This window comes from Compostimonas suwonensis (assembly GCF_002797855.1).
GTDB classification, from domain to species: Bacteria; Actinomycetota; Actinomycetes; order Actinomycetales; family Microbacteriaceae; genus Compostimonas; species Compostimonas suwonensis.
Window position 1 is genome coordinate 212,679 of sequence record NZ_PGFB01000002.1, and the last position, 24,087, is coordinate 236,765.

21 protein-coding genes and 1 tRNA gene are annotated in these 24,087 nt (G+C 69.2%); 12 read left to right on the plus strand and 10 right to left on the minus strand.

Going from position 1 to position 24,087, the window contains the following annotated elements; genetic code table 11:
• The 5 genes from CLV54_RS04810 (at window position 1) to CLV54_RS04830 (ending at window position 4,926) form a co-directional block, all read left to right on the plus strand.
• Window positions 1-1,218, plus strand: coding sequence for a PucR family transcriptional regulator (locus CLV54_RS04810; RefSeq protein WP_100343826.1), 1,218 nt, complete (start codon window positions 1-3; stop codon window positions 1,216-1,218).
• Window positions 1,219-1,300: 82 nt separating this feature from the next.
• Window positions 1,301-2,221 carry an ACP S-malonyltransferase gene (locus CLV54_RS04815; RefSeq protein ID WP_100343827.1) on the plus strand — a complete coding sequence of 307 codons (921 nt, stop codon included), beginning with the start codon at window positions 1,301-1,303 and terminating at the stop codon, window positions 2,219-2,221.
• A 23-nt stretch (window positions 2,222-2,244) separates the two neighbouring features.
• Window positions 2,245-3,249 (plus strand): beta-ketoacyl-ACP synthase III, encoded by a 1,005-nt coding sequence (locus CLV54_RS04820; protein WP_100343828.1) that lies wholly within the window; start codon window positions 2,245-2,247, stop codon window positions 3,247-3,249.
• Between the two features lie 92 nt (window positions 3,250-3,341).
• The gene (locus tag CLV54_RS04825; RefSeq protein ID WP_100343829.1) at window positions 3,342-3,590 is read left to right on the plus strand and encodes an acyl carrier protein; all 249 of its coding nucleotides are present in this window, start codon (window positions 3,342-3,344) and stop codon (window positions 3,588-3,590) included.
• A gap of 100 nt (window positions 3,591-3,690) precedes the next feature.
• Window positions 3,691-4,926: a beta-ketoacyl-[acyl-carrier-protein] synthase family protein gene (locus CLV54_RS04830; protein ID WP_100343830.1), complete on the plus strand. Its 1,236-nt coding sequence runs from the start codon at window positions 3,691-3,693 to the stop codon at window positions 4,924-4,926.
• 196 nt (window positions 4,927-5,122) lie between these two features.
• Here CLV54_RS04830 and CLV54_RS04835 read toward each other — a convergent pair whose 3' ends face one another.
• Complete coding sequence (locus CLV54_RS04835; RefSeq protein WP_100343831.1) at window positions 5,123-5,626, minus strand: DUF3145 domain-containing protein; 504 nt, start codon at window positions 5,624-5,626, stop codon at window positions 5,123-5,125.
• 335 nt (window positions 5,627-5,961) lie between these two features.
• Here CLV54_RS04835 and CLV54_RS04840 point away from each other — a divergent pair, with 335 nt between their 5' ends.
• The gene (locus CLV54_RS04840) at window positions 5,962-6,522 is read left to right on the plus strand and encodes a PadR family transcriptional regulator (protein ID WP_100343832.1); all 561 of its coding nucleotides are present in this window, start codon (window positions 5,962-5,964) and stop codon (window positions 6,520-6,522) included.
• Window positions 6,523-6,528: 6 nt separating this feature from the next.
• Here the strand turns inward: CLV54_RS04840 and CLV54_RS04845 are convergent, their stop codons facing one another.
• Complete coding sequence (locus tag CLV54_RS04845) at window positions 6,529-7,374, minus strand: DUF1684 domain-containing protein (protein ID WP_100343833.1); 846 nt, start codon at window positions 7,372-7,374, stop codon at window positions 6,529-6,531.
• Between the two features lie 87 nt (window positions 7,375-7,461).
• Window positions 7,462-9,165, minus strand: coding sequence for a bifunctional 3'-5' exonuclease/DNA polymerase (locus CLV54_RS04850; protein ID WP_100343834.1), 1,704 nt, complete (start codon window positions 9,163-9,165; stop codon window positions 7,462-7,464).
• Between the two features lie 189 nt (window positions 9,166-9,354).
• On the opposite strand from CLV54_RS04850, the gene CLV54_RS04855 reads away from it, so the two are divergent.
• From CLV54_RS04855 to CLV54_RS04870, 4 genes are all read left to right on the plus strand, one after another.
• Window positions 9,355-10,593 carry a PucR family transcriptional regulator gene (locus CLV54_RS04855; RefSeq protein ID WP_157802808.1) on the plus strand — a complete coding sequence of 413 codons (1,239 nt, stop codon included), beginning with the start codon at window positions 9,355-9,357 and terminating at the stop codon, window positions 10,591-10,593.
• 243 nt (window positions 10,594-10,836) lie between these two features.
• Window positions 10,837-11,946, plus strand: a complete 1,110-nt coding sequence (locus tag CLV54_RS04860) for a COG1470 family protein (RefSeq protein ID WP_157802809.1) — start codon at window positions 10,837-10,839, stop codon at window positions 11,944-11,946.
• Between the two features lie 170 nt (window positions 11,947-12,116).
• On the plus strand, window positions 12,117-14,516 hold the full coding sequence (locus CLV54_RS04865) for a M64 family metallopeptidase (RefSeq protein ID WP_100343837.1): 2,400 nt from the start codon (window positions 12,117-12,119) through the stop codon (window positions 14,514-14,516).
• Between the two features lie 98 nt (window positions 14,517-14,614).
• Entirely contained in the window at window positions 14,615-16,951 is a 2,337-nt protein-coding gene (locus CLV54_RS04870; RefSeq protein ID WP_100343838.1) for a Xaa-Pro dipeptidyl-peptidase, read from the plus strand.
• A 309-nt stretch (window positions 16,952-17,260) separates the two neighbouring features.
• Here the strand turns inward: CLV54_RS04870 and CLV54_RS04875 are convergent.
• From CLV54_RS04875 to CLV54_RS04885, 3 genes are all read right to left on the minus strand, one after another.
• Window positions 17,261-17,334, minus strand: a tRNA-Ile gene (locus tag CLV54_RS04875).
• Window positions 17,335-17,472: 138 nt separating this feature from the next.
• Complete coding sequence (locus CLV54_RS04880) at window positions 17,473-18,747, minus strand: glycosyltransferase (protein WP_245861350.1); 1,275 nt, start codon at window positions 18,745-18,747, stop codon at window positions 17,473-17,475.
• 146 nt (window positions 18,748-18,893) lie between these two features.
• Entirely contained in the window at window positions 18,894-19,808 is a 915-nt protein-coding gene (locus tag CLV54_RS04885) for a DMT family transporter (protein WP_245861353.1), read from the minus strand.
• 40 nt (window positions 19,809-19,848) lie between these two features.
• Between CLV54_RS04885 and def the strand changes: the two genes are divergently transcribed.
• Complete coding sequence (gene def / locus CLV54_RS04890) at window positions 19,849-20,415, plus strand: peptide deformylase (protein ID WP_100343839.1); 567 nt, start codon at window positions 19,849-19,851, stop codon at window positions 20,413-20,415.
• A gap of 66 nt (window positions 20,416-20,481) precedes the next feature.
• Here the strand turns inward: def and CLV54_RS04895 are convergent, their stop codons facing one another.
• From CLV54_RS04895 to CLV54_RS04910, 4 genes are all read right to left on the minus strand, one after another.
• A complete protein-coding gene (locus tag CLV54_RS04895; protein WP_100343840.1) occupies window positions 20,482-20,796 on the minus strand; it encodes an AzlD domain-containing protein in 315 nt (104 codons plus the stop codon).
• Window positions 20,793-21,575 carry an AzlC family ABC transporter permease gene (locus tag CLV54_RS04900; RefSeq protein ID WP_100343841.1) on the minus strand — a complete coding sequence of 261 codons (783 nt, stop codon included), beginning with the start codon at window positions 21,573-21,575 and terminating at the stop codon, window positions 20,793-20,795. The genes CLV54_RS04895 and CLV54_RS04900 overlap by 4 nt, the downstream gene beginning before the upstream one ends.
• A gap of 15 nt (window positions 21,576-21,590) precedes the next feature.
• Window positions 21,591-22,502 carry a sensor histidine kinase gene (locus tag CLV54_RS04905; RefSeq protein WP_245861356.1) on the minus strand — a complete coding sequence of 304 codons (912 nt, stop codon included), beginning with the start codon at window positions 22,500-22,502 and terminating at the stop codon, window positions 21,591-21,593.
• 193 nt (window positions 22,503-22,695) lie between these two features.
• Window positions 22,696-23,154 (minus strand): hypothetical protein, encoded by a 459-nt coding sequence (locus tag CLV54_RS04910; protein WP_100343842.1) that lies wholly within the window; start codon window positions 23,152-23,154, stop codon window positions 22,696-22,698.
• A 190-nt stretch (window positions 23,155-23,344) separates the two neighbouring features.
• On the opposite strand from CLV54_RS04910, the gene CLV54_RS04915 reads away from it, so the two are divergent.
• On the plus strand, window positions 23,345-24,061 hold the full coding sequence (locus CLV54_RS04915) for a hypothetical protein (RefSeq protein WP_100343843.1): 717 nt from the start codon (window positions 23,345-23,347) through the stop codon (window positions 24,059-24,061).
• Window positions 24,062-24,087: the final 26 nt, after the last annotated feature.

Genomic DNA, 24,087 nt, shown 5'->3' on the forward strand with positions numbered 1-24,087 from the left:
ATGGTGACGAGAACGAAGAAGGAGACGCTCGCCTGGCTGCGAACGATTTCCGGAGAGCTCGCCACGGCGACGCTCAAGCGGCTCGAGGAGACGCTGCCCTGGTACGGCGACATGCCGCCGGGGCGGCGCTCGGCCGTCGGCCTCGTCGCCCAGGCGGGCATCACCTCCTTCATCTCGTGGTACGACGATCCCAAGGCCACGCCCTGGATCGCGGCTGACGTCTTCGGGGCCGCCCCGCGCGAGCTGTTGCGATCGGTGAGCCTGCAGCAGACGCTCCAGCTCATCCGGGTGGTCGTCGAGGTCGTCGAGAACCGCGTGAAAGACGGCAGCGAGGAGCTGCGCGAGGCCGTGCTGCTGTACTCGCGCGAGATCGCCTTCGCCTCGGCGGATGTCTACGCGCGCGCGGCCGAGGCCCGCGGCCTGTGGGACGCCCGGCTCGAGGCCCTCGTCGTCGACTCGATCCTCAGCGGCGAGTACGACGACGAGCTGCCCAGCCGGATCGCCGCCCTCGGCTGGCACGGTCACGGCGAGGTGTGCGTGCTGGTCGGCGTGACGCCGAAGATGCTCGACGTCGACCAGCTGCGGCGAACCGCCCGGCACATGTCGGCCGATGTGCTCATCGGCGTGCAGGGCAGCCGTCTTGTACTCGTGATCGGGCGCGCCCTGCCCGCGGCCGACGCGGCCGACGAGACCGACGATCCGGCGACCGCAGACCCCGTGCACAGTTTTATGGAGATCGCCACCGCTCTCGAACCGGGTTTCGGCTCCGGTCATCTCGTTCTCGGCCACGAGGTTCCGGGGCTGGTCGACGCGTCGAAGAGCGCCCGCGCGGCGCTGGCCGGCTTCTCGGTGGCCCGCTCGTGGCGCAACGCCCCTCGCCCGGTGCAGGCCGACGACCTCCTGCCGGAGCGCTCCCTCGCGGGAGACCCGCTCGCCCGCGCGACCCTCGTGAACCGCGTGTACAAACCACTCCAGGCGCACTCGACCGAGCTGCTCGCGACCCTCTGGTGCTACCTCGACAACGGCCGGTCGCTCGAGGCGACGGCCCGCGAGCTCTTCGTGCACCCCAACACGGTGCGGTACCGGCTCAAGAGGATCTCGGAGGTGATCGGCTGGGATGCCACCGGCGCACGGGAGGCGCTCATCCTCCAGGCGGCCCTGATCCTCGGCTCGATCAGCGAACCGGATCCCAATTCCCGGCGCCGTGGAGCCAATTGATGTACGACACCGACAAAGCATTCGCGAATAGCTTGTCCAAGATCGACACTCGGTGCTCCGAGGTGATTGACAGACTAGAACGGTGATCGTCATCGTCTGCCCGGGTCAGGGCTCCCAAACCCCCGGTTTCCTCGAACCCTGGCTCGCCGACGAGGCGTCCCGCTCGCTCGTCGAGCAGTTCTCGGATGCCGCGGGACTCGACCTCATCGCGCACGGCACCGTCTCCGACGCCGACACGATCCGCGACACCGCGGTCGCCCAGCCCCTCATCGTGGCGGCCGGGCTCCTCACCCTGCAGCGTCTGCTCGAGGGCGTGCCTCGCGAGACGGTAGGCGGCATCGCCGGGCACTCGGTGGGAGAGATCACCGCGGCGGCGGGTGCCGGCATCCTGAGCCCGGATGACGCGATGCAGTTCGTGAGCGAGCGCGCCGTCGCCATGGCGCAGGCCGCTGCCGCGACCCCGACAGGCATGAGCGCCGTGCTCGGCGGCGAGCCCGACGAGGTCGTCGCCCATGTGGGCGAGCTCGGACTGCAGCCGGCCAACTACAACGGCGGCGGCCAGATCGTGGTCGCCGGAGAGCTCCAGCCTCTCGCACGGCTCGCCGACGAGCCGCTTCCGGGCACCCGGGTGATCCCGCTGCAGGTGGCGGGCGCCTTCCACACCACGTACATGCAGCCGGCGCGCGACTGGCTGGCCGCGGCATCCGCCGACTTCACGCCGAGCGATCCCACCCTCACCATCTGGACGAACAAAGACGGCCGCGTCGTCGACTCGGGCGCCGAGTTCGTCGAGCTGCTCGTCGGCCAGGTCGCCAACCCCGTGCGCTGGGACCTGTGCATGGAGTCGTTCGCGGCTGCGGGCGTCACGGGCATCATCGAGCTCGCGCCGGCCGGCGCTCTCGTGGGCCTCGCACGGCGCGGCCTCAAGGGCGTGCCGAGTGTCGCCATCAAGACCCCGGACGACCTCTCGGCCGCCCGCGACCTGCTCGCCCAGCAGGCCTGAACGAGCACCACGAAGGACACCCCATGACGCAGCCTGCCCTCACGACCTCCACCGGCCCGCAATACACGCGCATCCTCGCGTTCGGCGCGGCCCGTGGCGACCTGACGGTGCCCAACGACGACCTCGTCGGCCCCATCAACTCCTCGGACGAGTGGATCCAGCAGCGCACGGGCATCGTCACCCGCCGCCGCGCGTCGAAAGACGTGCAGGCCGTCGACCTGGCCACGGATGCCGCGAAAGAGGCCATCGAGAGATCGGGTGTTCCCGCCGACGCCATCGACCTCGTGATCATCGCGACCATCAGCAACGTGCGGCAGACCCCCTCGATGGCGGCCGTGGTCGCCGACCGCGTCGGCTCCAACCCCGCGGCGGCCTACGACCTCAACGCAGCCTGCGCCGGTTACACCTACGCGATAGCGCAGGCCGACGCCCTCATCCGCGCCGGCGCCGCCCACTACGCCCTCGTCATCGGCGCGGAGAAGCTCTCCGACATCGTCGACCCCACCGACCGCTCGATCTCGTTCCTGCTCGGCGACGGCGCGGGCGCGGCAGTCGTCGGCCCGAGCGAGACGCCCGGCATCGCGCCGACGGTGTGGGGCTCCGACGGCTCGAAGGCCGACGCCGTGGGCATGAACCACACCCTCACCGAGTTCCGCGACGGCGTCTCGGAATGGCCGACGCTGCGCCAGGAGGGTCAGACGGTGTTCCGCTGGGCCGTCTGGGAGATGGCCAAGGTCGCCAAGCAGGCCATCGAGGCCGCCGGCATCACGGCCGCCGACCTGGCCGCCTTCATCCCCCACCAGGCGAACATGCGCATCGTCGACGAGTTCGCCAAGCAGCTCGACCTGCCCGAGTCCGTGGTCATCGCCCGCGACATCGCGACGACCGGCAACACCTCGGCGGCATCCATCCCTCTCGCCACCCACCGTCTGCTCGAGGGCCACCCCGAGCTCAGCGGCGGTCTCGCCCTCCAGATCGGCTTCGGCGCCGGGCTCGTCTTCGGCGCCCAAGTGGTCGTTCTGCCCTAGATCCTGGGCGCCGAGCCCGCCGGAATCCGAACAAAACCGCCTCGCCGTCTAAACTGAGTGACGGTCACAACGACACCCCCTAGGAGATAACAATGGCATTGTCCACCGAAGAAGTTCTTGCAGGCCTGGCCGAGCTGGTCAATGACGAGACCGGCATTGCAACCGACACCGTCGAGCTGGACAAGTCGTTCACGGACGATCTGGACATCGACTCGATTTCGATGATGACGATCGTCGTCAACGCCGAAGAGAAGTTCGACGTGAAGATCCCGGACGAAGAGGTCAAGAACCTGAAGACCGTGGGCGACGCCGTCGACTTCATCGTCAAGGCACAGGCCTAGAGAACTACCCACCAACGCGGAGGTCGGTCCGCGCAGTATCGCGGACCGACCCTTCCTCGATGGCGCAGCTTCGGCGCCGGTAATCCTTTTGAGAGTTGTTATGACCAAGAAAATCGTTGTCACTGGTATCGGTACGACGTCACCGCTCGGTGGCACGGCAGAAGAGACCTGGAAGGCCCTTCTCGCGGGCGAATCCGGCGCGAGCAGCCTGCTGCAGAGCTGGGTGGCGGAGCTCGAGCTGCCCGTGACCTTCGCCGCGCAGGCCAAGGTGCCCGCGGCCGAGGTCATGGAGCGCATCGAGCTCAAGCGCCTCGACCCTTCGACGCAGTTCTCCCTCATCGCGGCCCGTGAGGCCTGGGCGGATGCCGGGTCTCCCGATGTCGAGCCCGAACGGCTCGGCGTCGACTGGGCCACCGGCATCGGCGGGGTCTGGACCCTGCTCGACGCGTGGGACACCCTGCGCGAGCGCGGTCCGCGTCGTGTTCTGCCGATGACGGTCCCGATGCTCATGCCGAACGCCGGCGCCGCCGCGATCGAGATGAACCTCGGCGCCCGTGCCGGTGCTCGCACGGTCGTCTCCGCCTGCGCATCCAGCACCGAGTCGATCGCGAACGCCTACGACCACTTGCAGGCGGGCCTCGCCGACGTGATCATCGCGGGTGGTGCGGAAGCGGCCATCCACCCGCTGCCGCTCGCCTCCTTCGCCTCGATGCAGGCGCTCTCGAAGCGCAACGACACCCCGGCCACCGCCTCGCGCCCCTACGACATCAGCCGCGACGGCTTCGTGCTGGGCGAGGGCGCCGCCGCGATCGTGCTCGAGACCGAGGAGCACGCGAAGGCGCGCGGCGCGAAGATCTACGCCGAGCTGGTGGGCGGTGCGGTCACGAGCGACGCGTTCCACATCACGGCTCCCGACCCCGAGGGCTCGGCGGCGGCTCGCGCGATGATCGCCGCGGTGGCCAACGCCGGCGCGACCCTCTCGGATGTCGCGCACATCAACGCCCACGCCACGAGCACGCCGGTCGGCGACATCGCGGAGTACAAGGCGCTGCGCCGGGTCTTCGGCGACGCGCTCGACGCGATCCCGGTCTCGGCCACGAAGGCCTCGACGGGCCACCTGCTCGGCGGCGCCGGCGCGATCGAGGCGATCTTCACGATCAAGGCCCTGCAGGAGCGCATCGCTCCCCCGACGATCAACCTCACGGAGCAGGATCCCGAGATCGTGCTCGACGTCGTCACGGCGCCGCGCGAGCTCGGCTCGGGAGACCTGCTGGCGATCAGCAACTCCTTCGGCTTCGGCGGGCACAACGCGGTCATCGCGTTCCGCTCCGTCTAGGCCGTCTGACAACATCCGTTCGTCTCGTACGAACACGGAGACCCCGACCGGGAAGCCACCGGTCGGGGTCTCTTTCGTGTGCCAGCTGAAGGGAAGCAGTCGCAGTCCCCGGCGTCCCGATGCCGGTTCCCGCCCGTCTCGACCTCCTTCTGGCGGTCTGTGAGGGCTCGCGCCCTGTCCGTCATCCCACGGTCGTCTAGCCCACCTTGTGAAGCCAGACGACGGATGAATCGTCGCCCGCCAGCCGGAAGGGCTCCAGCTCGTCGTCCCAGGCCTGCCCCAACGCCAGGCGCAGCTCACGGTGCATCTCGAGGGTGTTCGAGCCGGCGATCTCCATCGCGTAGCGGATGCGGTCTTCGGGGATGACGATGTTGCCCGCCGTGTCGGTCTGCGCGAAGAAGATGCCGAGGTCGGGGGTGTGCAGCCAGCGGCCGCCGTCGGTGCCGAGCCCGGCATCCTCGGTCACCTCGTAGCGGAGGTGCTCCCAACCGCGCAGGGCGGACGCCAGCGCCGCCCCGGTTCCCTGGGGGCCTTCCCAGTAGAACTCGGTGCGATGGGTGTTCTCGAGCACAGGTTGCGGCGCCCACGTGAAGTTGACCGCACGACCGAGAGCGCGACCTGCCGCCCACTCGACGTGTGGGCAGAGCGCGCCAGGGGACGAGTGCACATAGAGCACTCCCCGTGCATTTGGTGCCGTCATGGCTTTCCTCCGTTCGGTTTAGGTACGTCTTCCCCAACGACCTACGAACGGATGCCCGTGCACCACTATGAAGTTTTGCCGACATCGCTGCCGTTGCTTGAATTATCGCCTACAGCGGGGCGAATCACAACTGTGTGATTCCCGAGCGCGCCGTTCACTCGCGCGCTGACTCACAACGACGGATCTTTTGCCCGATATGGCTCTTTTCGCGGGAAACCGGGGCAAAAGGATGAAGATGTCCGTCGTTTTGAGTCGCGCCGGGGTGGGGCGGTCTGAGGGCGTCGGCACAGATCTATACTCCGTAGACGAATACGGTTCGAGAGGGAGAGGTGCGGATGTCGGTGCGCAACGGGCTGCTCGCCGTGCTCACCCTCGGCACGGCCTACGGCTTCCAGCTGCACAGCGAGCTCGTGTCGCGGGCGCCGCACCGCCGCTCCGTGAACGTGGGCCAGATCTACGGCACCCTCGAACGCGTGGTCGCCTCCGGTCACGCCCGCATCGCCGGCACCACCGACGACGGACTGCCGCTCTACGAGCTCACGGACGCGGGACGCCGAGACGTGGAGACCTGGCTCGACGGCGCCGTCACCGACAAGACGAGCGGCTGGGACGAGATGCTCGACCGGGTGCTCATCGCGAGTTCGCTGCCCGGCGCACGGCCCCAGGAGTCGATCGAGCGCTACCTCGGGTACTGGAGCCTCGTCGCTCCCGACCAGAACGGGGTCGACGCCGAGCTCACCGTCCAGGACAGGCTCGCGGGCCTCGCCGTGACCCGGAACGCTCGCGCGGCGGTGGCCTGGCTGACGGCGGCGAGGGAGCAGCTGGACGCCGAGCCGGGCGCGGCGCGCGGGCTCAGCGACATCCGCCCCCGTCGCGGACGCCGGCCCGTCGCCTGAAGACGGTCAGTGCAGCAGCTCGCCGTTGCGGGCGAGCACGTTCTTCTCCCCCGCCTCGATCGGCACGGCGAAGCGGTTCTGCGCCGGCGGCATCGGGCAGTTGAAGTTGTAGCTGAAGGCGCACGGCGGCAGGTAGGCGCGGTTGAAGTCGAGCGTGATGGTGCCGTTCTGCCCCGGGGTCACGCGCATGAACCGGCCCACGCTGTAGCTCGAGTCGCCGTTCGTCGCGTCGGCGAAGACGAGCAGCAGCCCGCCGTCGTCCTGAAAGGCGGCGAGGTCGTAGTCGACGCCGTCTTTGCTGAAGGTGATGCTCGCGGGCACGACCTTGTCGCGGGTGCGCCCCTCGTCTTTGAGATGCTCGATGCCGACGATCGAGCCGCCCTCGATGGGCGTGTAGTTCGCCTCGACGACCCACTCGGGATCGTAGGGGAAGGCGTCGATCGAGCCGAAGTCGCCGATCGCCTCCGACGCGGCGTCCCACACCCGCAGGGCGTAGTCTCCGTCGTCGCTCGCGATGACGTAGCCGGTCGTGGTGTCGTCGAAGACGATCGAGCTCGGGTTGATGCTGTCTTTGCCCGCGACGATCGTCTCGCCGTCGACGAGCTCGCCGTCGACGACGATGCCCTCGGATGCCGCGGCCGTCACCTTGAGCCCCGACACGCCTTTCGGCAGCGGCGACCACAGACCGGGCACTCCCCAGACGGGCTGCGCAGCGGCATCCGGGTCGCCCGTGATCCACTGCGTGTTCACGAGGGCGAGGTTGCCCTGACGCGAGGTGACGGCGCGCCTCCTGCGCTCGTGGAAGGCGTCGAGCTCCGCGCGGGGGTCGTTGCCGGTCTCGGTGGATGTCATCGTGTTCGTCTCCTGTGGTCTCCGGCGCTCGACTCGTCGCAGTCGTGCTCCTCACACGCCTCAACGACGCCGGGTGCCGAAATATTGCTACTTCGCTTGACCATAGTCGTCGACCACGGCGACGGTCACGGGAAAGTCGACCGGAAAATCGCCGAACAGCAGGCGCCCGGCGGTTCGCGCCGACTCGGTGACGGCTCGTGCGACGGCGTCGGCCTGCTCGGCCGGGGCGTGGACCATGACCTCGTCGTGCAGGAAGAACACGAGGTGCGCGCGTCGGGCGAAGGCCCCCGCGCCGGCGGATGCCGCGGAGCTCGCCGGCATCGCCGCGAGCCGCTTGCGCAGCTCGGCCATCCAGCACAGCGCCCACTCGGCCGCCGATCCCTGCACGACGAAGTTGCGGGTGAACCGCCCCCAGTCGCGCGCCCGGGATCGCGCCCGCTTCTGCTCAGCCTCGCCCGCCTCGGGGCGGTAGGCGGCTGATTGCGCCTCCGACCAGCTCGGCCCGGGGCGCGGTGAGCTGCGGCCCAGGCGGGTCGTGACGATCTCGCCGCGCTCTCCGCGACGGGCAGCCGCCTCGACGAGGGCGAGGGCCTGCGGAAACGCCTTCGTGAGACCCGGGAGCAGCCGCCCGCTCTCCCCCGTGGTCGCTCCATACATCGCGCCGAGCATCGCGATCTTCGCGTGCGCCCGGTCGTCGACGGCGCCGCTCGCCACGATCCCGTCGTAGAGGTCTTGCCCGAAACCGGCTTTCGCCATGGCCGTGTCGGAGGACATGCCCGTCAGGATCCGCGGCTCGAGCTGCGCCGCGTCGGCGACGACGAGCTTCCAGCCGGCATCGGCGACGACCGCTGAGCGCACCTGCTTGGGCAGCTGGAGAGCGCCGCCGCCGCGGGCGGCCCAGCGCCCTGTGACGACGCCGCCCGGCACGTACTCCGGGTGGAAGCGGCCGTCGCGCACCCAGGTGTCCATCCAGCTCCAGCCGTTGGCGGTGAGCAGGCGGGAGAGCTTCTTGTACTCGAGCAGGGGCGGGATGGCGGGATGCGAGATCTCCTTGAGCTCCCAGGAGCGCGTCGAGCTCACCTCGATGCCCCCGCGTCGCAGGGCTTTCACGAGCTCGGCGGGAGAGTCGGGGTTGACGTCGGGCACGCCGAGCTTCTCGGAGATCTCACCGAGCAGCCGCGTCATCGTGGCGGGTCGCCGACCGGGCGGCACTCGCGGCCCGAGCAGCTCGGTGAGCACCCGGTCGTGCACCTCGACGTGCCAGGGCAGCCCCGCGTGGCGCATCTCGCTCGCGATGAGGGCGCCGACCGACTCGGCGGCCAGCAGCAGGCGCAGCCGCGCGGGCTCGGCCGAGGCGGCGACCGCCTGCAGCTGCCGCTCGAACTCGACCGCGGCGTCAGGGTCGTCGTCGTGGGTCGGCTCGGCGACGAGGTCGAAGAGGGTCGTGCCCCTGTCGGGCCTCTCGACGGGCGCGTCGTCGAATCGCCGCTCGTCCCATCCGTCGGGCTCGGCACGGGCGAGCGGCGTGTCTGCGGTCAGCTCGGAGTTGCGCAGGATGGCGCGGCTCAGGGTGAGGTCGTGACAACGCTCGACGATCACCCCGTCGTCGAGCAGCTGCGGGTACCAGTGCGAGGTGTCGCTCCACACCCAGCGAGGGTGTTCGGCCTCGCGGCGTCGGACGAGCTCGGGGAAGGCGGCGCGTGTGACGGTGGCCTGCGACATCCTCGAGCCGGAGTCGTCGTAGTCGCTCACACGCACCTCGTCTGCCCGGAGCTCGACGACGATATGCATTCGACCATTGTCGCGTGCGCCTCTGACACGGTGCCCGCGCGCTGTGTCAGGGAGGTTTCGTATCACCCCTCAACGGGGGGTCTTCTTTCGATGTATGATCGCGATGGCTATATATCACATTGCACTAAGCACACCCTGTTCACCCCGAAGCAGATCCGCATGTACCAGCCGACAGTAAGAGGCTCGTCGATGAGCATTCATCAAATGGTCAACCACATCGCCCAGGTGGTAGGCAGACCAGCATTGCTGGAAGACCGCAAGCAGCGCGTCGTAGCCTACAGCCCGCAGTCCGACGCGATCGACGAAGTGCGCCGGAAAACCATCCTGCAGCATCACGCCGGGCCCGACGTGAGCTCCTGGCTGCTCGAGCTGGGCGTCTACAACTCCCGCGAGTCGGTGCACATCCCGCCCAACCCCCGGTTCGAGATGCTGCCGCGCCTCTGTATCCCGATCCGCAAGGCCGATGTCGCGCTCGGCCATCTGTGGTTCATCGAGGCGCCCGACGCGATGGACCCCGCCGACGTCGCCCGAGCCGACGACCTCAGCGAGCGTCTGGCCGACGAGTGGATCCGGTGGCGCGCCCAGCAGGACTTCGCCGTGGCGCGCACCGCCGAGTGCGTGCGCGAGCTGCTCCTCGGCACCGGCGACGCGAGGATGCGCGCGGCCGACGACGTGCTGCACGACGGCCACTTCGTGCCGGGCACGAGCGTGCGCGCCTTCGTGCTTCGACCGGTCGCGGGGGCCCGTGCGCCCGAGGCCGACGAGCTCGCCGAGGCCCTCGAGCGCACCACGCGCTCCACCGTCCGCGCACTCGGAGCGGGGCACGCCCTCACCCTCGTGCGCAAGGACCACACGGTCGTGCTCGTGCCCTCCTCCGACGAGCCGGGTCGTTTCCCCTCCGTCGAGAAGACCGCGCAGCTGCTGCTCGCGGCCTCGGAGAACGTCGTCGACGTCGTGCCCGGAGTGTCGTCGGTCGTGGTCGGCGTCGGCAGCTCGAGCGCGAGCCTGCACGAGGCCCAGCTGAGCTACGAGGACGCCCTGCGCGCCGCCCAGATCGGGGCGTCCTTCGGAATCACCGAGAGGGTCGTGCGCTGGGACCAGCTCGGCGTGTACCGCGGGCTCTACACGATCGCGTCGCTCGGCATCCAGTCCACCGACTTCCAGGCCGGCTTCGAGCGCATTATGCTCGAGCGCGACGGCCAGGCGCTCCTCGACACCGCCGAGTGCTATCTGAATCTCGGATGCCGCGTGCAAGACGCCGCGGCGAGGCTCAACCTGCACCGCACCTCGCTGTACCACCGTCTCGGGCGCATCGAGCGCATCCTCGGCATCGACCTGCAGAACGGGGTCGAACGTCTGGGCCTGCACCTCGCGATCATGCTCATGAAGATCGGCACGAGTCGGTCGGTGAATCCGGTGGACGCCTGAGATGGCACGCCGAACCCGTCGCATGCCGAAGCGCCCGCAGAACCGCCCGGGGAACCTCCGGCCGCCGGCGTCCGCCATTCGACAGATGTCGAATCCCACCCCGCTCGAACCCGACAAAGGCCTCGTGTCGCCACCGCGGCCCTTCCCTATGCTGAACCGATCGGTCAGCCGCACCACGTTTCAAGGCTCGCCCGTGAGAGATGGACAAACCCGTTGAAGAAGAACCCCCTGTCGAACAACCCCTTGCTGAAGAGAAGATCCGCCCTCGCCGCCGTCACGGCCCTGGGGTTCTCCCTCGCCGTCGGCCTGCTCGCAGCGTCGCCCGCCCAGGCGGCCGACGACGACATCTCGTGGGCCGTGCAGCCCTCATCGGCCACCGGCCCCGACGGGCGCGACACCCTGAGCTATCAGCTGGCCCCCGGTGAGAGCGTCACCGACTACGTGGGCGTCTCCAACCTGAGCGCGGCCCCGCTGCAGATGCGCGTCTACGCCATGGACGCGCTCATGACGAGCGACGGCGCCTTCACGCTGCCGCCGGCCGACACGAAGTCCGTCGACGTGGGCTCGTGGGTGGGCATCACGGGTGGCGAAGGAACGTACACGATCGAGCCCGGCACGCGCATCGACATCCCCTTCCGTCTCACGGTTCCCCCCACGGCCTCCCCCGGCGACCACGCCGGAGGCATCGTCGCCTCGCTGAGCGAGATGCCCTCCACGGGCGACGGGGCCCAGCAGCTCGCCGTCGACCGCCGTGTCGGCGTGCGCATCTACGTGGACGTTCCCGGTGAGCGCACCCCGCAGCTCGCCGTCTCCGACGTCACCGTGAACTACGGCGGCGGCTGGGACCTCTTCTCCGGAACCACCGAGGTGAGCTACACCGTGACGAACCCCGGCAACGTACGCCTGGGCGGAACAGTCGATCTGAACCTCGACGGGATCGGCGGCTGGGATCTCGGCACCGCGCCGAGCAAGCAACTGCCCGAGCTCCTGCCCGGAAGCAGCATCGAGGTGCACGAGACCATGGACAACGTCGTGCCGGCTGTGCTCCTGACCGCGACGACGAACCTCACCCCCACCTCCGTCGGCGATGCGGGCGAGGACGTCGGCGACCCCAGCACCGCGAGCGGCACGGGCTGGGCGATCCCCTACCTCCTCCTCATCATCGTGATCGTGATCGCCGGTCTCATCGTGCTGCTGTGGTTGCGAGGCCGCCACTGGCGCAGACGAGCGGCGCTGGCCGTCGCGAGTGCGGCCGGTGCCGGCGAAGCCGCGAGCGGCGGCGGCGCGACGGGCGCACCCCTCGCGCCCGGTGCCCCCGCGGCATCCGGCGCCGTCGTCGCGAAAGCCGACTGAGCGCGCTGCACGAGCGCATTCGACGACCGTCGACTCTGTGGGTCGATGTCTTCGTCGTGCGACGGATGAATCGACTCGAACGCCTTTCTAGGCTGCAGGTGCATGCACCCGGCGGACACCTTCGTCCGTCGTCGCATGACGAGTCCACGACGACTGAGGAAGGATCTCGAATGTCCACACCGAATCCCGGTTCCCCCCGAACCCGGGTCCAACGAGCAACCGCGCTTCTCGCGGTTCCGCTCCTGGCCGTGACGCTCGCCGTCGGTACGGCCGTCGCGCCGGCCCACGCCGACGAGCCCGCGGTCGGCAGCGCCACCCTCGTTCCGATCCAGGTGACCGGCGACCCGCAGGAGCGCTTCTCCCTCGTCATCCTCGGCGACGGCTACACCGCCGCCGAGATGCCGAAGTTCCGCGAGCAGGTCGAGGAGCACCTCGAGACCATGTGGAGCATCGAGCCCTACAAGAGCTACCGCAACTACTTCAATGTCTACGCGGTCGAGATCGTCTCCGGCGAGTCGGGTGTGAGCTGCGACTCCTCGCTCGACTCCCCGCGCCGGAACACGCCCCTGCAGATGGCCTTCTGGGGCGGCTGCAACGCGTCGAGCGTGCAGCGCCTCCTCACCGTCAACAACACCCTGGCGAAGAACTTCGCGACGCTCGCCCCGAAGGTCGACCAGATCCTCGCCCTCGCCAACAGCGACACCTACGGCGGCGCGGGCGGCTCGTACGCGACGGCGAGCGGCGGCAACGCCCTCTCCGCGCTCATCTCGCCGCACGAGCTGGGCCACTCGCTCGGCAAGCTCGACGACGAGTACGACTACTACACGCGCGGCATCACGACCGGCGCGTACACGGGCCGGGAGCCGGCATCCAAGCACCACACCCTCCTGACCGAGCAGCAGATGCTCGACCAGCAGAAGAAGTGGTGGCGCTGGCTCGGCGAGCCCAGCGAGGCCGGCGGGACGATCGGGCGCTACGAGGGCGGCCAGTACTACTCGACGGGGCTCTACCGCCCCAGCCGTCACTCGATCATGAAGACGCTCGGCTACCAGTACGACCAGGTCGGCCGCGAGATCATGACCGAGCGCATCTCCTCGAAGATCAAGCTCGTGCCGCGCTCGACCCCGACGGATGCCCCGGTGGCCCCCGACTCGGTAGTCTGGCTCGAGACGGCCCACCCCGTCTACCACGAGCTCGACGTGACCTGGAGCATCAACGGCACGGCGGTCACCGGGCTCGACAACGCCCGCCAGCTCGACCTCGAGGGGCGCGACGTCGTCGCCGGCGACACGATCAGCGCGACCGTCGTCGACAACACCGAGTTCGTGCGCGACCCGGCCCTGCGAGGCAGCGCGAGCATGACCCAGGTGCGCACCTGGACCGTCGGCGACACCCCGGTCGCCCCCGTGGCGGCGCCGGCCGAGTTCACGCAGGCGAGCCCGACGACGCACGCCACGGGCTCCAAGGACGTACTGTACGTCGAGACCACCCACCCGAGCGACCACCTGCTCGACGTGAGCTGGAACGTCGACGGAACCGTCGTGCCCAACGCGCAGAAGCTCAACCTCGCGCTGGCCCCTCTCTCGCTCGACGGCGGAACCCACACCGTCACGGCGACGGTCAGCGATCCGACGGATGCCGCGGCGGGAACGGACACGCAGAGCTGGACGATCGACGCCGTCGGCCCCCAGGTCGACGCGGTCATCTCCGCCCCCATCGCGACGACCCAAGGCGAGAACGGCGAGCCGCACTACACGGTCAACGAGTCGTTCTCGATGAAGCTCACCCCGAGCGACGATCAGAGCGGTGCGCTCGTGGCGGAGTTCCGTCTCGACGGCGACGGCTGGCACAACTACTACGGCTGGCCGACCGACAAGAACGAGCCGTTCCTTTTCACGCCCACGGGCACGAACATCGACGACCTCATCTACGGCAACCTGGGCACGGGCGGCATGTCGCTCTCGCCGTTCCAGGCCCGGGAGCCCGGCTACGGCACGCACCGCGTCGAGTACCGCGCCACCGACGCCGCCGGCAACATCGGCGAGGTCAAGGCGTTCACGGTGACCGTCCTCGGCGGCGACGACAGCGACCCGCGTCAGGTGATCTCGGCGACGGTCGCCGGCAGCCCGTTGTCGTTGACGGTGTCGAGCACCGACCCGATCACCCTGCCGGCGGTCACGTTGACGGGTGTCGACCAGGTCACCGCCGGTGAGCTGCACCCCGTGCAGGTCGTCGACTCGCGTGGAACCTCGGCCGGCTGGGACCTGACCGGTCAGGTCTCCGACTTCACGAGCGGAACCGGCACCATCCTCGCCGACAACCTCGGCTGGCGCCCCACTGCAGAGACCTACGTCGGAGACCTTCCCGTCGCACCCGACGAGACCTCGGCCGTCACCGCCGGCGACGTCGCGGCTCCCGGAACGGGCCTCGGAACGGCCTCGACGCTCTGCTCCGCGGAGACCGGTCACAGCTCGGGCAGCTTCACCTGCGCGGGCGGCCTCGACCTCGGGATCCCGGGATCCAGCCGACTGGGAACCTACACCGGGGTGCTCACACTCACCCTCATCTAGCCGACAGACACAAACCCGCACACAGTACGAGACAGGCGTGGGCCGGGGCACAACGCCCCGGCCCACGCCCAAACCAGAGAAACACGAGGGAGATATCCATGCTGTTATCCGTTCCCGGCGACACCCGACGCCGAGTACCCCGAGTGGTCGCGGCCGTCGCGATCCCGGTTCTCGCGGCAGGCCTGGCGTTCACCGCCCCGCTCGCCGCACAGGCCGCACCCGCACCCGCGGTGCCGACATTCCAAGACGGTCTCTCGCAGGCCGTCTTCACGAAGACCTCGAGCCAGTGGATCCGCCAGGAGGTGTGGGTGCAGAGCGAGGTCGACTCGGACAACGACGGCAAGGACGACCTCGTCCACATCGACGTCACCCGTGTGCCCGAGACCAACACCGACGGCCTCAAGACCCCGGTCATCATGGAGATGAGCCCCTACTACGCGGGCGGCCCCGACGTTCCCAACTGGTCGGTCGACCACGAGATCGGCGAGCCGCCGACCTCGAAGCCCGGCTGGCCGGCGTTCACCCCGAAGAAGACGAGCCCGAAGATCTCGTCGACCTTCGAGAGCACCTGGGTTCCGCGCGGCTTCACCGTCGTGCACGCCGAATCGCTCGGCAGCGGCTTCTCCGAAGGCTGCCCCACCTCGGGCGACGTCAACGAGTCCCTCGGCGGCAAGGCGGTCATCGACTGGCTGAACGGCCGCACGAAGGGCTTCACGAGCGTCGACCGCTCCACCGAGGTCAGCGCGAGCTGGTCGACCGGCAGCGTCGGCATGATCGGCACCTCGTACAACGGAACGCTCCCCATCGGCGTCGCGAGCACCGGGGTCGACGGCCTCGACGCCATCGTGCCGATCTCCGCGATCTCCAGCTGGTACAACTACTACCGGGCCAACGGCGCCGTGCGCGCCCCGGGCGGATACCAGGGTGAAGACCTCGACGTGCTCGCCGACTACGTGCACACGCGCGCAGACCAGGCGATCTGCCAGCCGGTCATCGACGACATCCGCGCCCGGGAGGACCGGGCCACGGGTGACGACAACGCCTTCTGGCAGCAGCGCGACTACCTGGCGAACGCCGACAAGATCAAGGCGGCGACCCTCGTCGCTCACGGTCTGAACGACTGGAACGTCATGACGAAGAACGCCTCCGACCTGTACGAGGCGCTCAAGAAGAACAACGTGCCGCACCAGATCTACCTGCACCAGGGCGGGCACGGCGGATCGCCGAACGACACGCTGCTCAACCGCTGGTTCACGCGCTACCTCTACAACGTGCAGAACGGCGTCGAGAACCTCAACAAGGCGTACATCCAGCGCGAAGACCGCACCCTCGTCGAGTACCCCGAGTGGCCGGATGCCGGTGCTGCGAAGGTCTCGCTGAACCTCGGTGCAGCCACCGCAGCGAACGCCGTCGGTGAGCTCGACTTCAAGCACGCGGCATCCGGAGTGACCGAGACCGTCGTCGACAACGCGACGATCAAGGCCCAGACCCTCGCCGCGGCCGCGACATCGCCGAACCGCCTCGTCTACCAGACGCGTGCGCTGACCGACACGGTGCGTCTCTCGGGCACGCCGAGCGTCTCGCTGAACGTCGCCGTCGACCGTGAGAAGGCCAACCTGACCGCGCTGCTCGTCGAGTACCCGGCCACGGGTGCGCCGAAGATCATCACGCGCGGCTGGATGGACGTCGAGAACCGCAACTCCGCGAAGGTCACCGACCCGATCGAGCCGGGAACCTCGTACCAGTTCAACTTCGACTTCGAGCCGAAGGACTACATCTTCAACGTCGGTTCGCGTATCGGCGTCGTCGTGATGTCGTCGGACAACGAGTACACGGTTCGCCCCGCCCCGGGCACGCAGCTGACGATCGACCCGTCGCTCTCGTCGGTCTCGCTCCCCCTCGTAGGTGGCGCACAGGGCCTGCAGGAGGCTCTCGCGCCCGGCGCCCCCGGCACCGACTACCAGGTGATCTCGGCGACCCTCTCGGGCAGCCCGTTGTCGTTGACGGTGTCGAGCACCGACCCGATCACCCTGCCGGCGGTCACGCTGACGGGTGTCGACCAGGTCACCGCCGGTGAGCTGCACCCTGTGCAGGTCGTCGACTCGCGTGGAACCTCGGCCGGCTGGGATCTCACCGGTCAGGTCTCCGACTTCACGAGCGGAACCGGCACCATCCTCGCCGACAACCTCGGCTGGCGCCCCACCGCAGAGACCTACGTCGGAACCCTCCCGGTCGCACCGGGCGAGTCGTCGACGGTCACCGCCGGCGAGACCGTCGAGCCGGGCTCCGGCCTGGGCGAGGCCTCGACCCTCTGCGCCTCGGCAGCGGGCGCGAGCTCGGGCAGCTTCACCTGTGCGGGCGGCCTCGACCTCGGGATCCCCGGGGCCAGCCGTCTGGGCACCTACACGGGAATCCTGACGCTGACGCTCATCTAGCAGCACCGCACCACTCGTAGTACCACACCACGTCGAGCGCGGGTTCGTCGCCGGCCGCCGGCCCCTTCGGGGCTGCGGTCGCGCGATGGGCCCGCGCTCGACGCTTCCCCCGCCACATCGAGCGCGGGTTCGTCGCCGAGCGCTAAGCCTCTGCAGGCCGCGGTCGCGAACAAACCCGCGCTCGGTGCATTCGACACGATCCCGGCAGGTGAGGAATGGGCTCAGCGCAGCCGCTGGAGAATTCGTTGACACTGCCCCCAAGCGCCAGGCGCCCGAGCACAATTCCCGCCAGCGAGGAGAAGAACGTAGTAGGGCGGACGGGACTTGAACCCGTGACCGACGGATTATGAGTCCGCTGCTCTAACCAGCTGAGCTACCGCCCCGCGACGATCTTAGCGGAGCAGCGGCATCCGGCCCGATGCGACGAGCGCGTCTGCGGAACGCACGTCGAGCGCGGGTCTGTTGCCGAGCGCGGCGCTTTTTCGGGGCGCGGTGGCGAACAAAGCCGCGCTCGACGTTGACTACTCCCCCGCCGCCGTCGCCGACTCCTGCGGCACCGAACCGTCGATCACCGGGTCGTTCACCCGCTCACCGCGGTACAGGGCCTCGAAGGTCGTGATCGTGCGGTTGATGTCGTGCGCCTCGATGAGCTTGAGCGACTCGCGCTTCATGGCGTCGAGCTTGTCTGCCGGAGCCTCGAGGATGTCGCGCAGGCGGTCCGCGAGCTCCTGCGCGTCGCCCGGGGCGAAGAGGTAGCCGTTCTGGCCGTCGTGCACGAGGTGCGGCAGGGCCATCGCGTTCGCCGCGACGATCGGAAGGCCGCTCGCCATGGCCTCCATCGTGGCGATGCTCTGGAGCTCGGCGATCGAGGGCATCGCGAAGATCGTCGACCGAGTGTAGGCCGCTCGCAGCTCCTCATCCGTCACGTAGCCGTCGAAGGTCACCCGGTCGGCGATCCCCCGATCGACGGCGAGCTGCTCGAGGGCCCGCTTCTGATCGCCGCCGCCCACGATCTCGAGCTTCACGTCGAGCTCGGCCGGCATCAGCGCGATCGCGTTGAGCAGGACGTCGATGTTCTTCTCGCCCGTGACGCGCCCGACGAACAGCACGCGGTTCTCGGTGCGGGGCTCGAAGCTCGGAGTGTAGTTGTGAGCGTCGATGCCGCACGAGATCGCGTGCACTCCGCGCAGGCCCGTGTACTTCTCGAGGAACTGGGCGGCCTTCGCCGTCGGAGTGGTCACGGCTTCGGCCCGGCCGAAGGTGCGCTTGGCGGCGCGCCACGCCATGGCGATCGCGCGGTTCTGCACGCTGCGCGGCAGCAGGGTGAACTCGAGCATGTTCTCGGGCATGAAGTGGTTGGTGCCGATGATGCGGATGCCGCGCTTCTCGGCCTCGAGACCCAGTCCGCGGCCGACCACGATGTGCGACTGGAAGTGCACGACGTCGGGCTTGACCTCGTCGAGGATGCGCGCGCTGTTCTGCCGGATCCGCCACGGGAGCGCGAAGCGCAGCCAGTCGTGCGGGTACCAGCGCCAGCTGTAGAGGCGGTGCACGGTCATCTCCTGGCCCTCGTGCACCTCCGTCCACGTGCCGTGCTTGCGGGATGCCGCGGGGGCGACGATGTGCACCTCGTGCCCGCGGGAGACGAGCCCTGCGGCGAGACGTTCGGCGAATCGGGCCGCGCCGTTGACATCCGGTGCGAAGGTGTCGGCACCGATGACGACGCGAAGCGGCCTCTTCGCCGCCTGCTCCGGCGCACTCGGCGCCGGGGTATGCGAACCGGGGGTATCTGACAAAGCGGTGAGTCCCTCACGTGTGCGGGCCGGTGTCTTGTCCGGCGTCGGTGCACCATCGTCGTTGTGGACGCATGGCGACGTTCAAGGTTCCCAGTGTAAACGGTCGCCCTCCGAGCACTGCCGCCCGCCACGCGGGCCGCCGAAGCTCAGTTCTGCGCTTGGGGGTGATAGCGCGCGAGCATAAAAACACCCGCGATCGCCGTCACCCCGAAGACGATGAAGGAGATCATCGCCCACAGCGGCGCCTGCGAGGCCTCGTCGAGCACGACGATGCCGATCGTGACCGCCACGAGCGGGTCGATGACGGTGAGCCCTGCGATCACGAGGTCGGGCGGGCCCGAGGAGTAGGCGTTCTGCACGAAGTAGGCGCCGAGGCCGGTCGCGGCGAGCAGCGCGATGATGCACAGGATCGTGAGCCAGTTCACGTCGCCCTGCAGCGCTCGCGCGATCACGACCTTCGCGAGCGTCGCGACGAAGCCGTAGAGCACACCCGCGCCCACGATGTAGATGACGGCCTTGAAGCGGTGGCGCAGGAAGGCGAAGCCCAGGGAGAAGAGCACGAGCACGACGCCGAGGATGATGAGGATCGTGATCAGGTCGGAGTCGGTCACGGGGGTCTCGCGGGCCGTGAACGCCGCGACGAGCACGAAGAGCCCGACACCGCCCACGCAGAGCACGATCGCGATGATCGAGCGGCGGTTGAGCTTGATCTTGCTCACCCGCGCATTGACGATCGAGGTGATCACGAGCGCGACGGCCCCGAGCGGCTGCACGACGATGAGCGGGGCATAGCCCAGGCTCACGAGCTGCAGCACGATCGCGAGACCGAGCATGACCGTGCCGATGACCCAGGAGGGCCGCGAGAGCAGGAGGAGGAGCTGCCGGGGGTTGAGCCCGCCACTGGCCTCCACGGTGTTCGCCTCGACCTTGGCGACGCCGTGATGCTGGAACTGCGCGCCGAGGGAGAGGAAGACGGCTCCGACGAGCGCGATCGGGATTCCGATGAACTGTCTCGGGTTCAGCGCGATCTGAGCCGGCAGGTCTGACAGTTCGAGGATCACCCAACGACCCTACCCAGAAATGTGCCGATATTCTTGACGAATGGCCGTCCTCCCGATCCGGATCTCCGGAGATCCCGTCCTGCACGCCCCCGCCCGCGACGTCACGGAGTTCGACGATTCCCTGCGAACGCTCGTGCGCGACATGTACGAGACGATGGACCTCGCGCCCGGTGTCGGGCTCGCAGCGCCCCAGGTGGGCGTGCCGCTGCGCATCTTCGTCTTCAGCTACGAGATCGACGCCCTCGAGACCGTGCGCGGCGTCGCGATCAACCCGACGCTCTGGCTGAGCCCCATCGACCCGGGTGAACCCGACGAGGAGAGCGAATCCGAGGGCTGCCTGTCTTTTCCCGGCGAACGCTTCCCGCTGCGCCGCGCGCACTCCGCGATCCTGCAGGCCGTCGACCTCGAGCAGAGGCCGTTCGAGATCCGGGCAGACGGATGGCTCGCACGCATCTTCCAGCACGAGTACGACCACCTCGACGGCCTGCTCTACGTCGACCGCCTCGAGCACGTCTACGGCCGTCGCGCCGACAAGGTCGAGCGCAAACGCGGCTGGGGTGTTCCCGGCCTCAGCTGGACGCCGGGCGACGAGCAGCTCGACGGCTAGGCTCCTCTCTTCACAGCTCGCCCCCCACCCCGGTGAGATCGGAGACCCGCCTCGGCCAGACCGGTCTCAGGCGAAACCGGCCCAGGCGCGCAGGGCGGCGGCCACGAGCGCCGCGGCGATGACCACGACGATGAAGGGCACGCGCAGCGCGTAGAGGCCCGCAGCGACGATCACGGCCGGCAGTCGCGCGTCGACGACGACCGCCTGCCCGGCGCCGAGGGTCTGCACGCCGATGAGCGCCGCGAGGAGCGCCACCGTGAGCAGGTCGGCGATGCGCGCCGGGCGGGGCTTCTCGAGCCAGTGCGGGGGCACCAGGTAGCCCGCGAGCTTGATGACGAGGCAGGCGATCGAGGCGATGATGACGATCTGCCACAGGTTCATTCGGGCTCCCCGTTCGTGCGCTCGTCCGGGTGTCGGCCGTGCTGCCCGTCATCGTGCTCGCCCATCGCGTGCGGGTCGAGGCCGTTCTGCGGGGCGTCCTTCGGCCCCAGCCAGTTGACGAGGCCCACGACCACCGCGACGAGCGCGGCGAGGAGCACGGGCAGTCCGGGCGCGAGCACGGGTGTGAGCGCCACGGCGACGATCGCCGCGCCCACGGCGACGGCACCGGCCTGCAGTCGCTTCAGTCGCGGCCAGATAAGCCCGAGGAAGGCCGCGGCGGCCGCGGCATCCAGACCGTATGCGCTCGTGTCGCCGAGGGCGTCGCCGATGAGCGCCCCGACGAGGGTCGTCGCGTTCCACCCCACGAAGACGGCGAGCGCCGCCGCCCAGAACCCGAGGCGCTGCGACCGCAGCGTGGGCTGCGCGAGCGCCACCGCCGTCGACTCGTCGATCGTCACCCAGGCCGCCGCGAGACGCTTCAGCCATCCGGGGCCGATGAGCGGCGCCATCCGCATGCCGTAGATCGCGTTGCGGGTGCCGAGCAGGGTCGCGCTCGCGATCGCGGCTGGGCCGACCGCCGTGCCGCCCGAGGCGATGATGCCGACGAGGGCGAACTGCGAGCCGCCGGTGAACATCACGAGGCTCATAAAACAGGTCTGCCAGACGTCGAGTCCGGCGGCGACCGAGAGGGCGCCGAACGAGACGCCGTAGGCCGCGGTCGCGAGGCCCACTGCGATACCCGCTCGGAGGGCGACGCTCTCGTTCTTCGCTCGTGCCATCGACAGCCGGAGGCGTCAGCGCGCCAGGTTCACACCGTGGACGCCGTTGTGGTACCGGAGCGCCGGGAAGACGGCGGACACCGAGAAGCCGACGCCCGGGATCGTCTGCGTCGACAGCATGCCGCCGAAGAGCTGGGCCCGCTCCCGCATGTTCGAGAGCCCGGCGCCGTTCACGGTCTGCGTGAGAGCCCTGAGGTCGTCGTCGACCGTGTACGCCGTCTCCTTCGCGATCTGCTCCGGGTCGAGACCGGCCCGGCGTGCCGCCGAGCGGATGCCGTCGTCTTCGACGGCGAGCTGCAGGCCGTCCTGCGTCCAGCTGAAGGCGACCCGTGCCTGAGTGCCCGCTCCGCCGTGCTTGAGGGCGTTCGCGAGGGCCGCCTGCAGGATGCGGTAGATCGCGACATCCGCCCCCTGCTTCAGCTCGAAGCGCTCCCCCGTCTCGACCACCTCGATGTCGAGGCCGGAGCGGCGCATGACCGAGACGAGCTCGTTGACGGACTCGAGGCCCAGCTGAGGCGCCGGCGCCTTCTCCCCCTCGTGCGCGACCGTGAGCACCCGCCGCAGGTCGCCGAGGGTCGCACGACCGTGCTCCACGAGGTTGGCTGTCGCGCGCACCGCCGCGTCGGGATCGCCCTCGCCCGCGTACCGGACCCCTTCGGCCTCCGTGAGCAGCCGGCTGAGCGATTGCACGGCGACGGACTGCAGATCGTGCACGATGCGCAGGCGGCCGGTCTGCTCGGCGAGAGCCAGCTCGAGCTCGATGCGCTCGATCTCGGCGTTGCCACGTGCACGGTCACGGCGTCGCGCCGAGACCCGCGCCGAGATCCACAGCACGAGGAAGAGCACGAAGAGGGCGAGAAGCCCCAGGAAGGCGGCGGCGTACGCCCACCAGGGCAGCTGCGCCACGGCGTCGAACCACTCGCTCACAGTTCTCCTTCGTGCCACGTTAGGGGGGCGGCCGAAATGGCCCGTCGAGCAGGATACCGGAACCCGGCGGTCTCACAATCGCGGGCGTCCGAGGTGACGCCGAGTGCGTCAACGACTCCGGCCCTTCCGCCAGCCGTACCGGCTCACTCTCGGCGTGTCCGATCTGCGGCAGTGGTGAGGACGCCCGGCGGCGTCACCGTCGTCGGAGCTCGTGCCCTCCGCGCACGCCAGGGAGGACATCCCTGGGCAGCCAGCCGACGATGCCGAGCAGCGCGAACACAAGCGCGAGCTGCAGTGCCCCCGTGACGAAGTAGAGGATCTGGAGCACGGAGATCCCGCGGATCATCCCGGTCTCCACGAAGATCCAGATCACCATCCCGAACCCGGCGACGGCCGACCACAGGAGCGCCGAGTCACGGCGGGCCAGCAGCAGGCCGCCGGCCAGCGCCTGGCTTCCCCCGATCACGACGAGCAGGATGACGCCCGGCCACACGAAGGTGCTGAACGGGCCGCCCTCGAGAAAGGAGTCGGGCATTCCGAGACCGTCCGTCACGAGGATGCCGATCCCGCCTCCGATCGCCGACAGGGCGTTGAAGAGGGTGATGACGACCAGCGACCAGAAGGCCGCCGATCTGAGCCGTGCTTCTCGCATCGCGATCTCCGAATCCTCCTGAGGAGTCGAGCTGCACGCTCGCACCTCGAGGCTGTCAATGCACTCAGTCAACGCCGGAGCCGCGAACCCGGGAAGTGTCTAAGGTCCTTATCCCCTCCGCAGATGAGGATGAACTCCGCCTCGTCGGCCGGCCATTGCCGCGCAGGGGCGTCGGGCGCACACTGGAAGGGTGTTCATCGATCGCAACAGCCGGCCCACCGACATCCCCGAACCGCCGACACCGGACGACGTGGCCCGCGCCTTCGCCGTGCCGCTGCTGACGCTGATCGAGCAGGATTCGCTCGAGGAGGCGAGCATCGGCACGACCTCGCAGACGCAGACGGTGACACGCACGCAGGAGCGGCGTCTCGTGATGGCGTCGGCGACGATCTCCTACACGCTCTGGCGCAACCCGGCCGATCGCGACGACCCCGCCAATCTCGCCGAGCTCAGCGAGACGATGCGAGCGAGTCTCGACAGGGAGCCGGAACGGCCGCTGCCGGAGTGGATGCACCGCACCCGAGAGCGGATGAGGTACCCGTCGCTGTGGGAGGCGGTGCGCACGACCCACATCATCGACGCGTCGGCCGTCGCCTGGTACACCCCCGTGAACGCCCTCGTCGAGCACGTCAACTACGTTGTGATGAACACCTTCCGTGAGGAACGCGTGCGCGGCCGGCTTCCCGGCGAGCTTCTCGGCCGGGTGACCGAGAAGGCTGTCGAACACGGCATCCCGATCTCCATCGACGGCACGGACGTGCCGGGGATGCGCATCGACACCGACCCTCACGTGCTCGGCCTCGGTGCCGACCTCGGAGACCGCATCCTCAGCGTCGTCATCGCGCGGGACTCCCTCCCGTTCGTGGACCTCGCCCTCACCACACGGCGCGCACCGGCGCACGACTGAGCAGTCGCACGACAGGGCAGCCGCAC

What these genes read in the sequence shown, in the direction of transcription:
- CLV54_RS04810 (WP_100343826.1), top strand. Translation starts at nt 1, where the DNA reads ATGGTGACGAGAACGAAGAAGGAGACGCTCGCCTGGCTGCGAACGATT.
- CLV54_RS04820 (WP_100343828.1), top strand. Translation starts at nt 2,245, where the DNA reads ATGACGCAGCCTGCCCTCACGACCTCCACCGGCCCGCAATACACGCGC.
- CLV54_RS04825 (WP_100343829.1), top strand. Translation starts at nt 3,342, where the DNA reads ATGGCATTGTCCACCGAAGAAGTTCTTGCAGGCCTGGCCGAGCTGGTC.
- CLV54_RS04830 (WP_100343830.1), top strand. Translation starts at nt 3,691, where the DNA reads ATGACCAAGAAAATCGTTGTCACTGGTATCGGTACGACGTCACCGCTC.
- CLV54_RS04835 (WP_100343831.1), bottom strand. Translation starts at nt 5,626, where the DNA reads ATGACGGCACCAAATGCACGGGGAGTGCTCTATGTGCACTCGTCCCCT.
- CLV54_RS04840 (WP_100343832.1), top strand. Translation starts at nt 5,962, where the DNA reads ATGTCGGTGCGCAACGGGCTGCTCGCCGTGCTCACCCTCGGCACGGCC.
- CLV54_RS04845 (WP_100343833.1), bottom strand. Translation starts at nt 7,374, where the DNA reads ATGACATCCACCGAGACCGGCAACGACCCCCGCGCGGAGCTCGACGCC.
- CLV54_RS04850 (WP_100343834.1), bottom strand. Translation starts at nt 9,165, where the DNA reads ATGCATATCGTCGTCGAGCTCCGGGCAGACGAGGTGCGTGTGAGCGAC.
- CLV54_RS04855 (WP_157802808.1), top strand. Translation starts at nt 9,355, where the DNA reads ATGAGCATTCATCAAATGGTCAACCACATCGCCCAGGTGGTAGGCAGA.
- CLV54_RS04865 (WP_100343837.1), top strand. Translation starts at nt 12,117, where the DNA reads ATGTCCACACCGAATCCCGGTTCCCCCCGAACCCGGGTCCAACGAGCA.
- CLV54_RS04870 (WP_100343838.1), top strand. Translation starts at nt 14,615, where the DNA reads ATGCTGTTATCCGTTCCCGGCGACACCCGACGCCGAGTACCCCGAGTG.
- def (WP_100343839.1), top strand. Translation starts at nt 19,849, where the DNA reads ATGGCCGTCCTCCCGATCCGGATCTCCGGAGATCCCGTCCTGCACGCC.
- CLV54_RS04895 (WP_100343840.1), bottom strand. Translation starts at nt 20,796, where the DNA reads ATGAACCTGTGGCAGATCGTCATCATCGCCTCGATCGCCTGCCTCGTC.
- CLV54_RS04900 (WP_100343841.1), bottom strand. Translation starts at nt 21,575, where the DNA reads ATGGCACGAGCGAAGAACGAGAGCGTCGCCCTCCGAGCGGGTATCGCA.
- CLV54_RS04910 (WP_100343842.1), bottom strand. Translation starts at nt 23,154, where the DNA reads ATGCGAGAAGCACGGCTCAGATCGGCGGCCTTCTGGTCGCTGGTCGTC.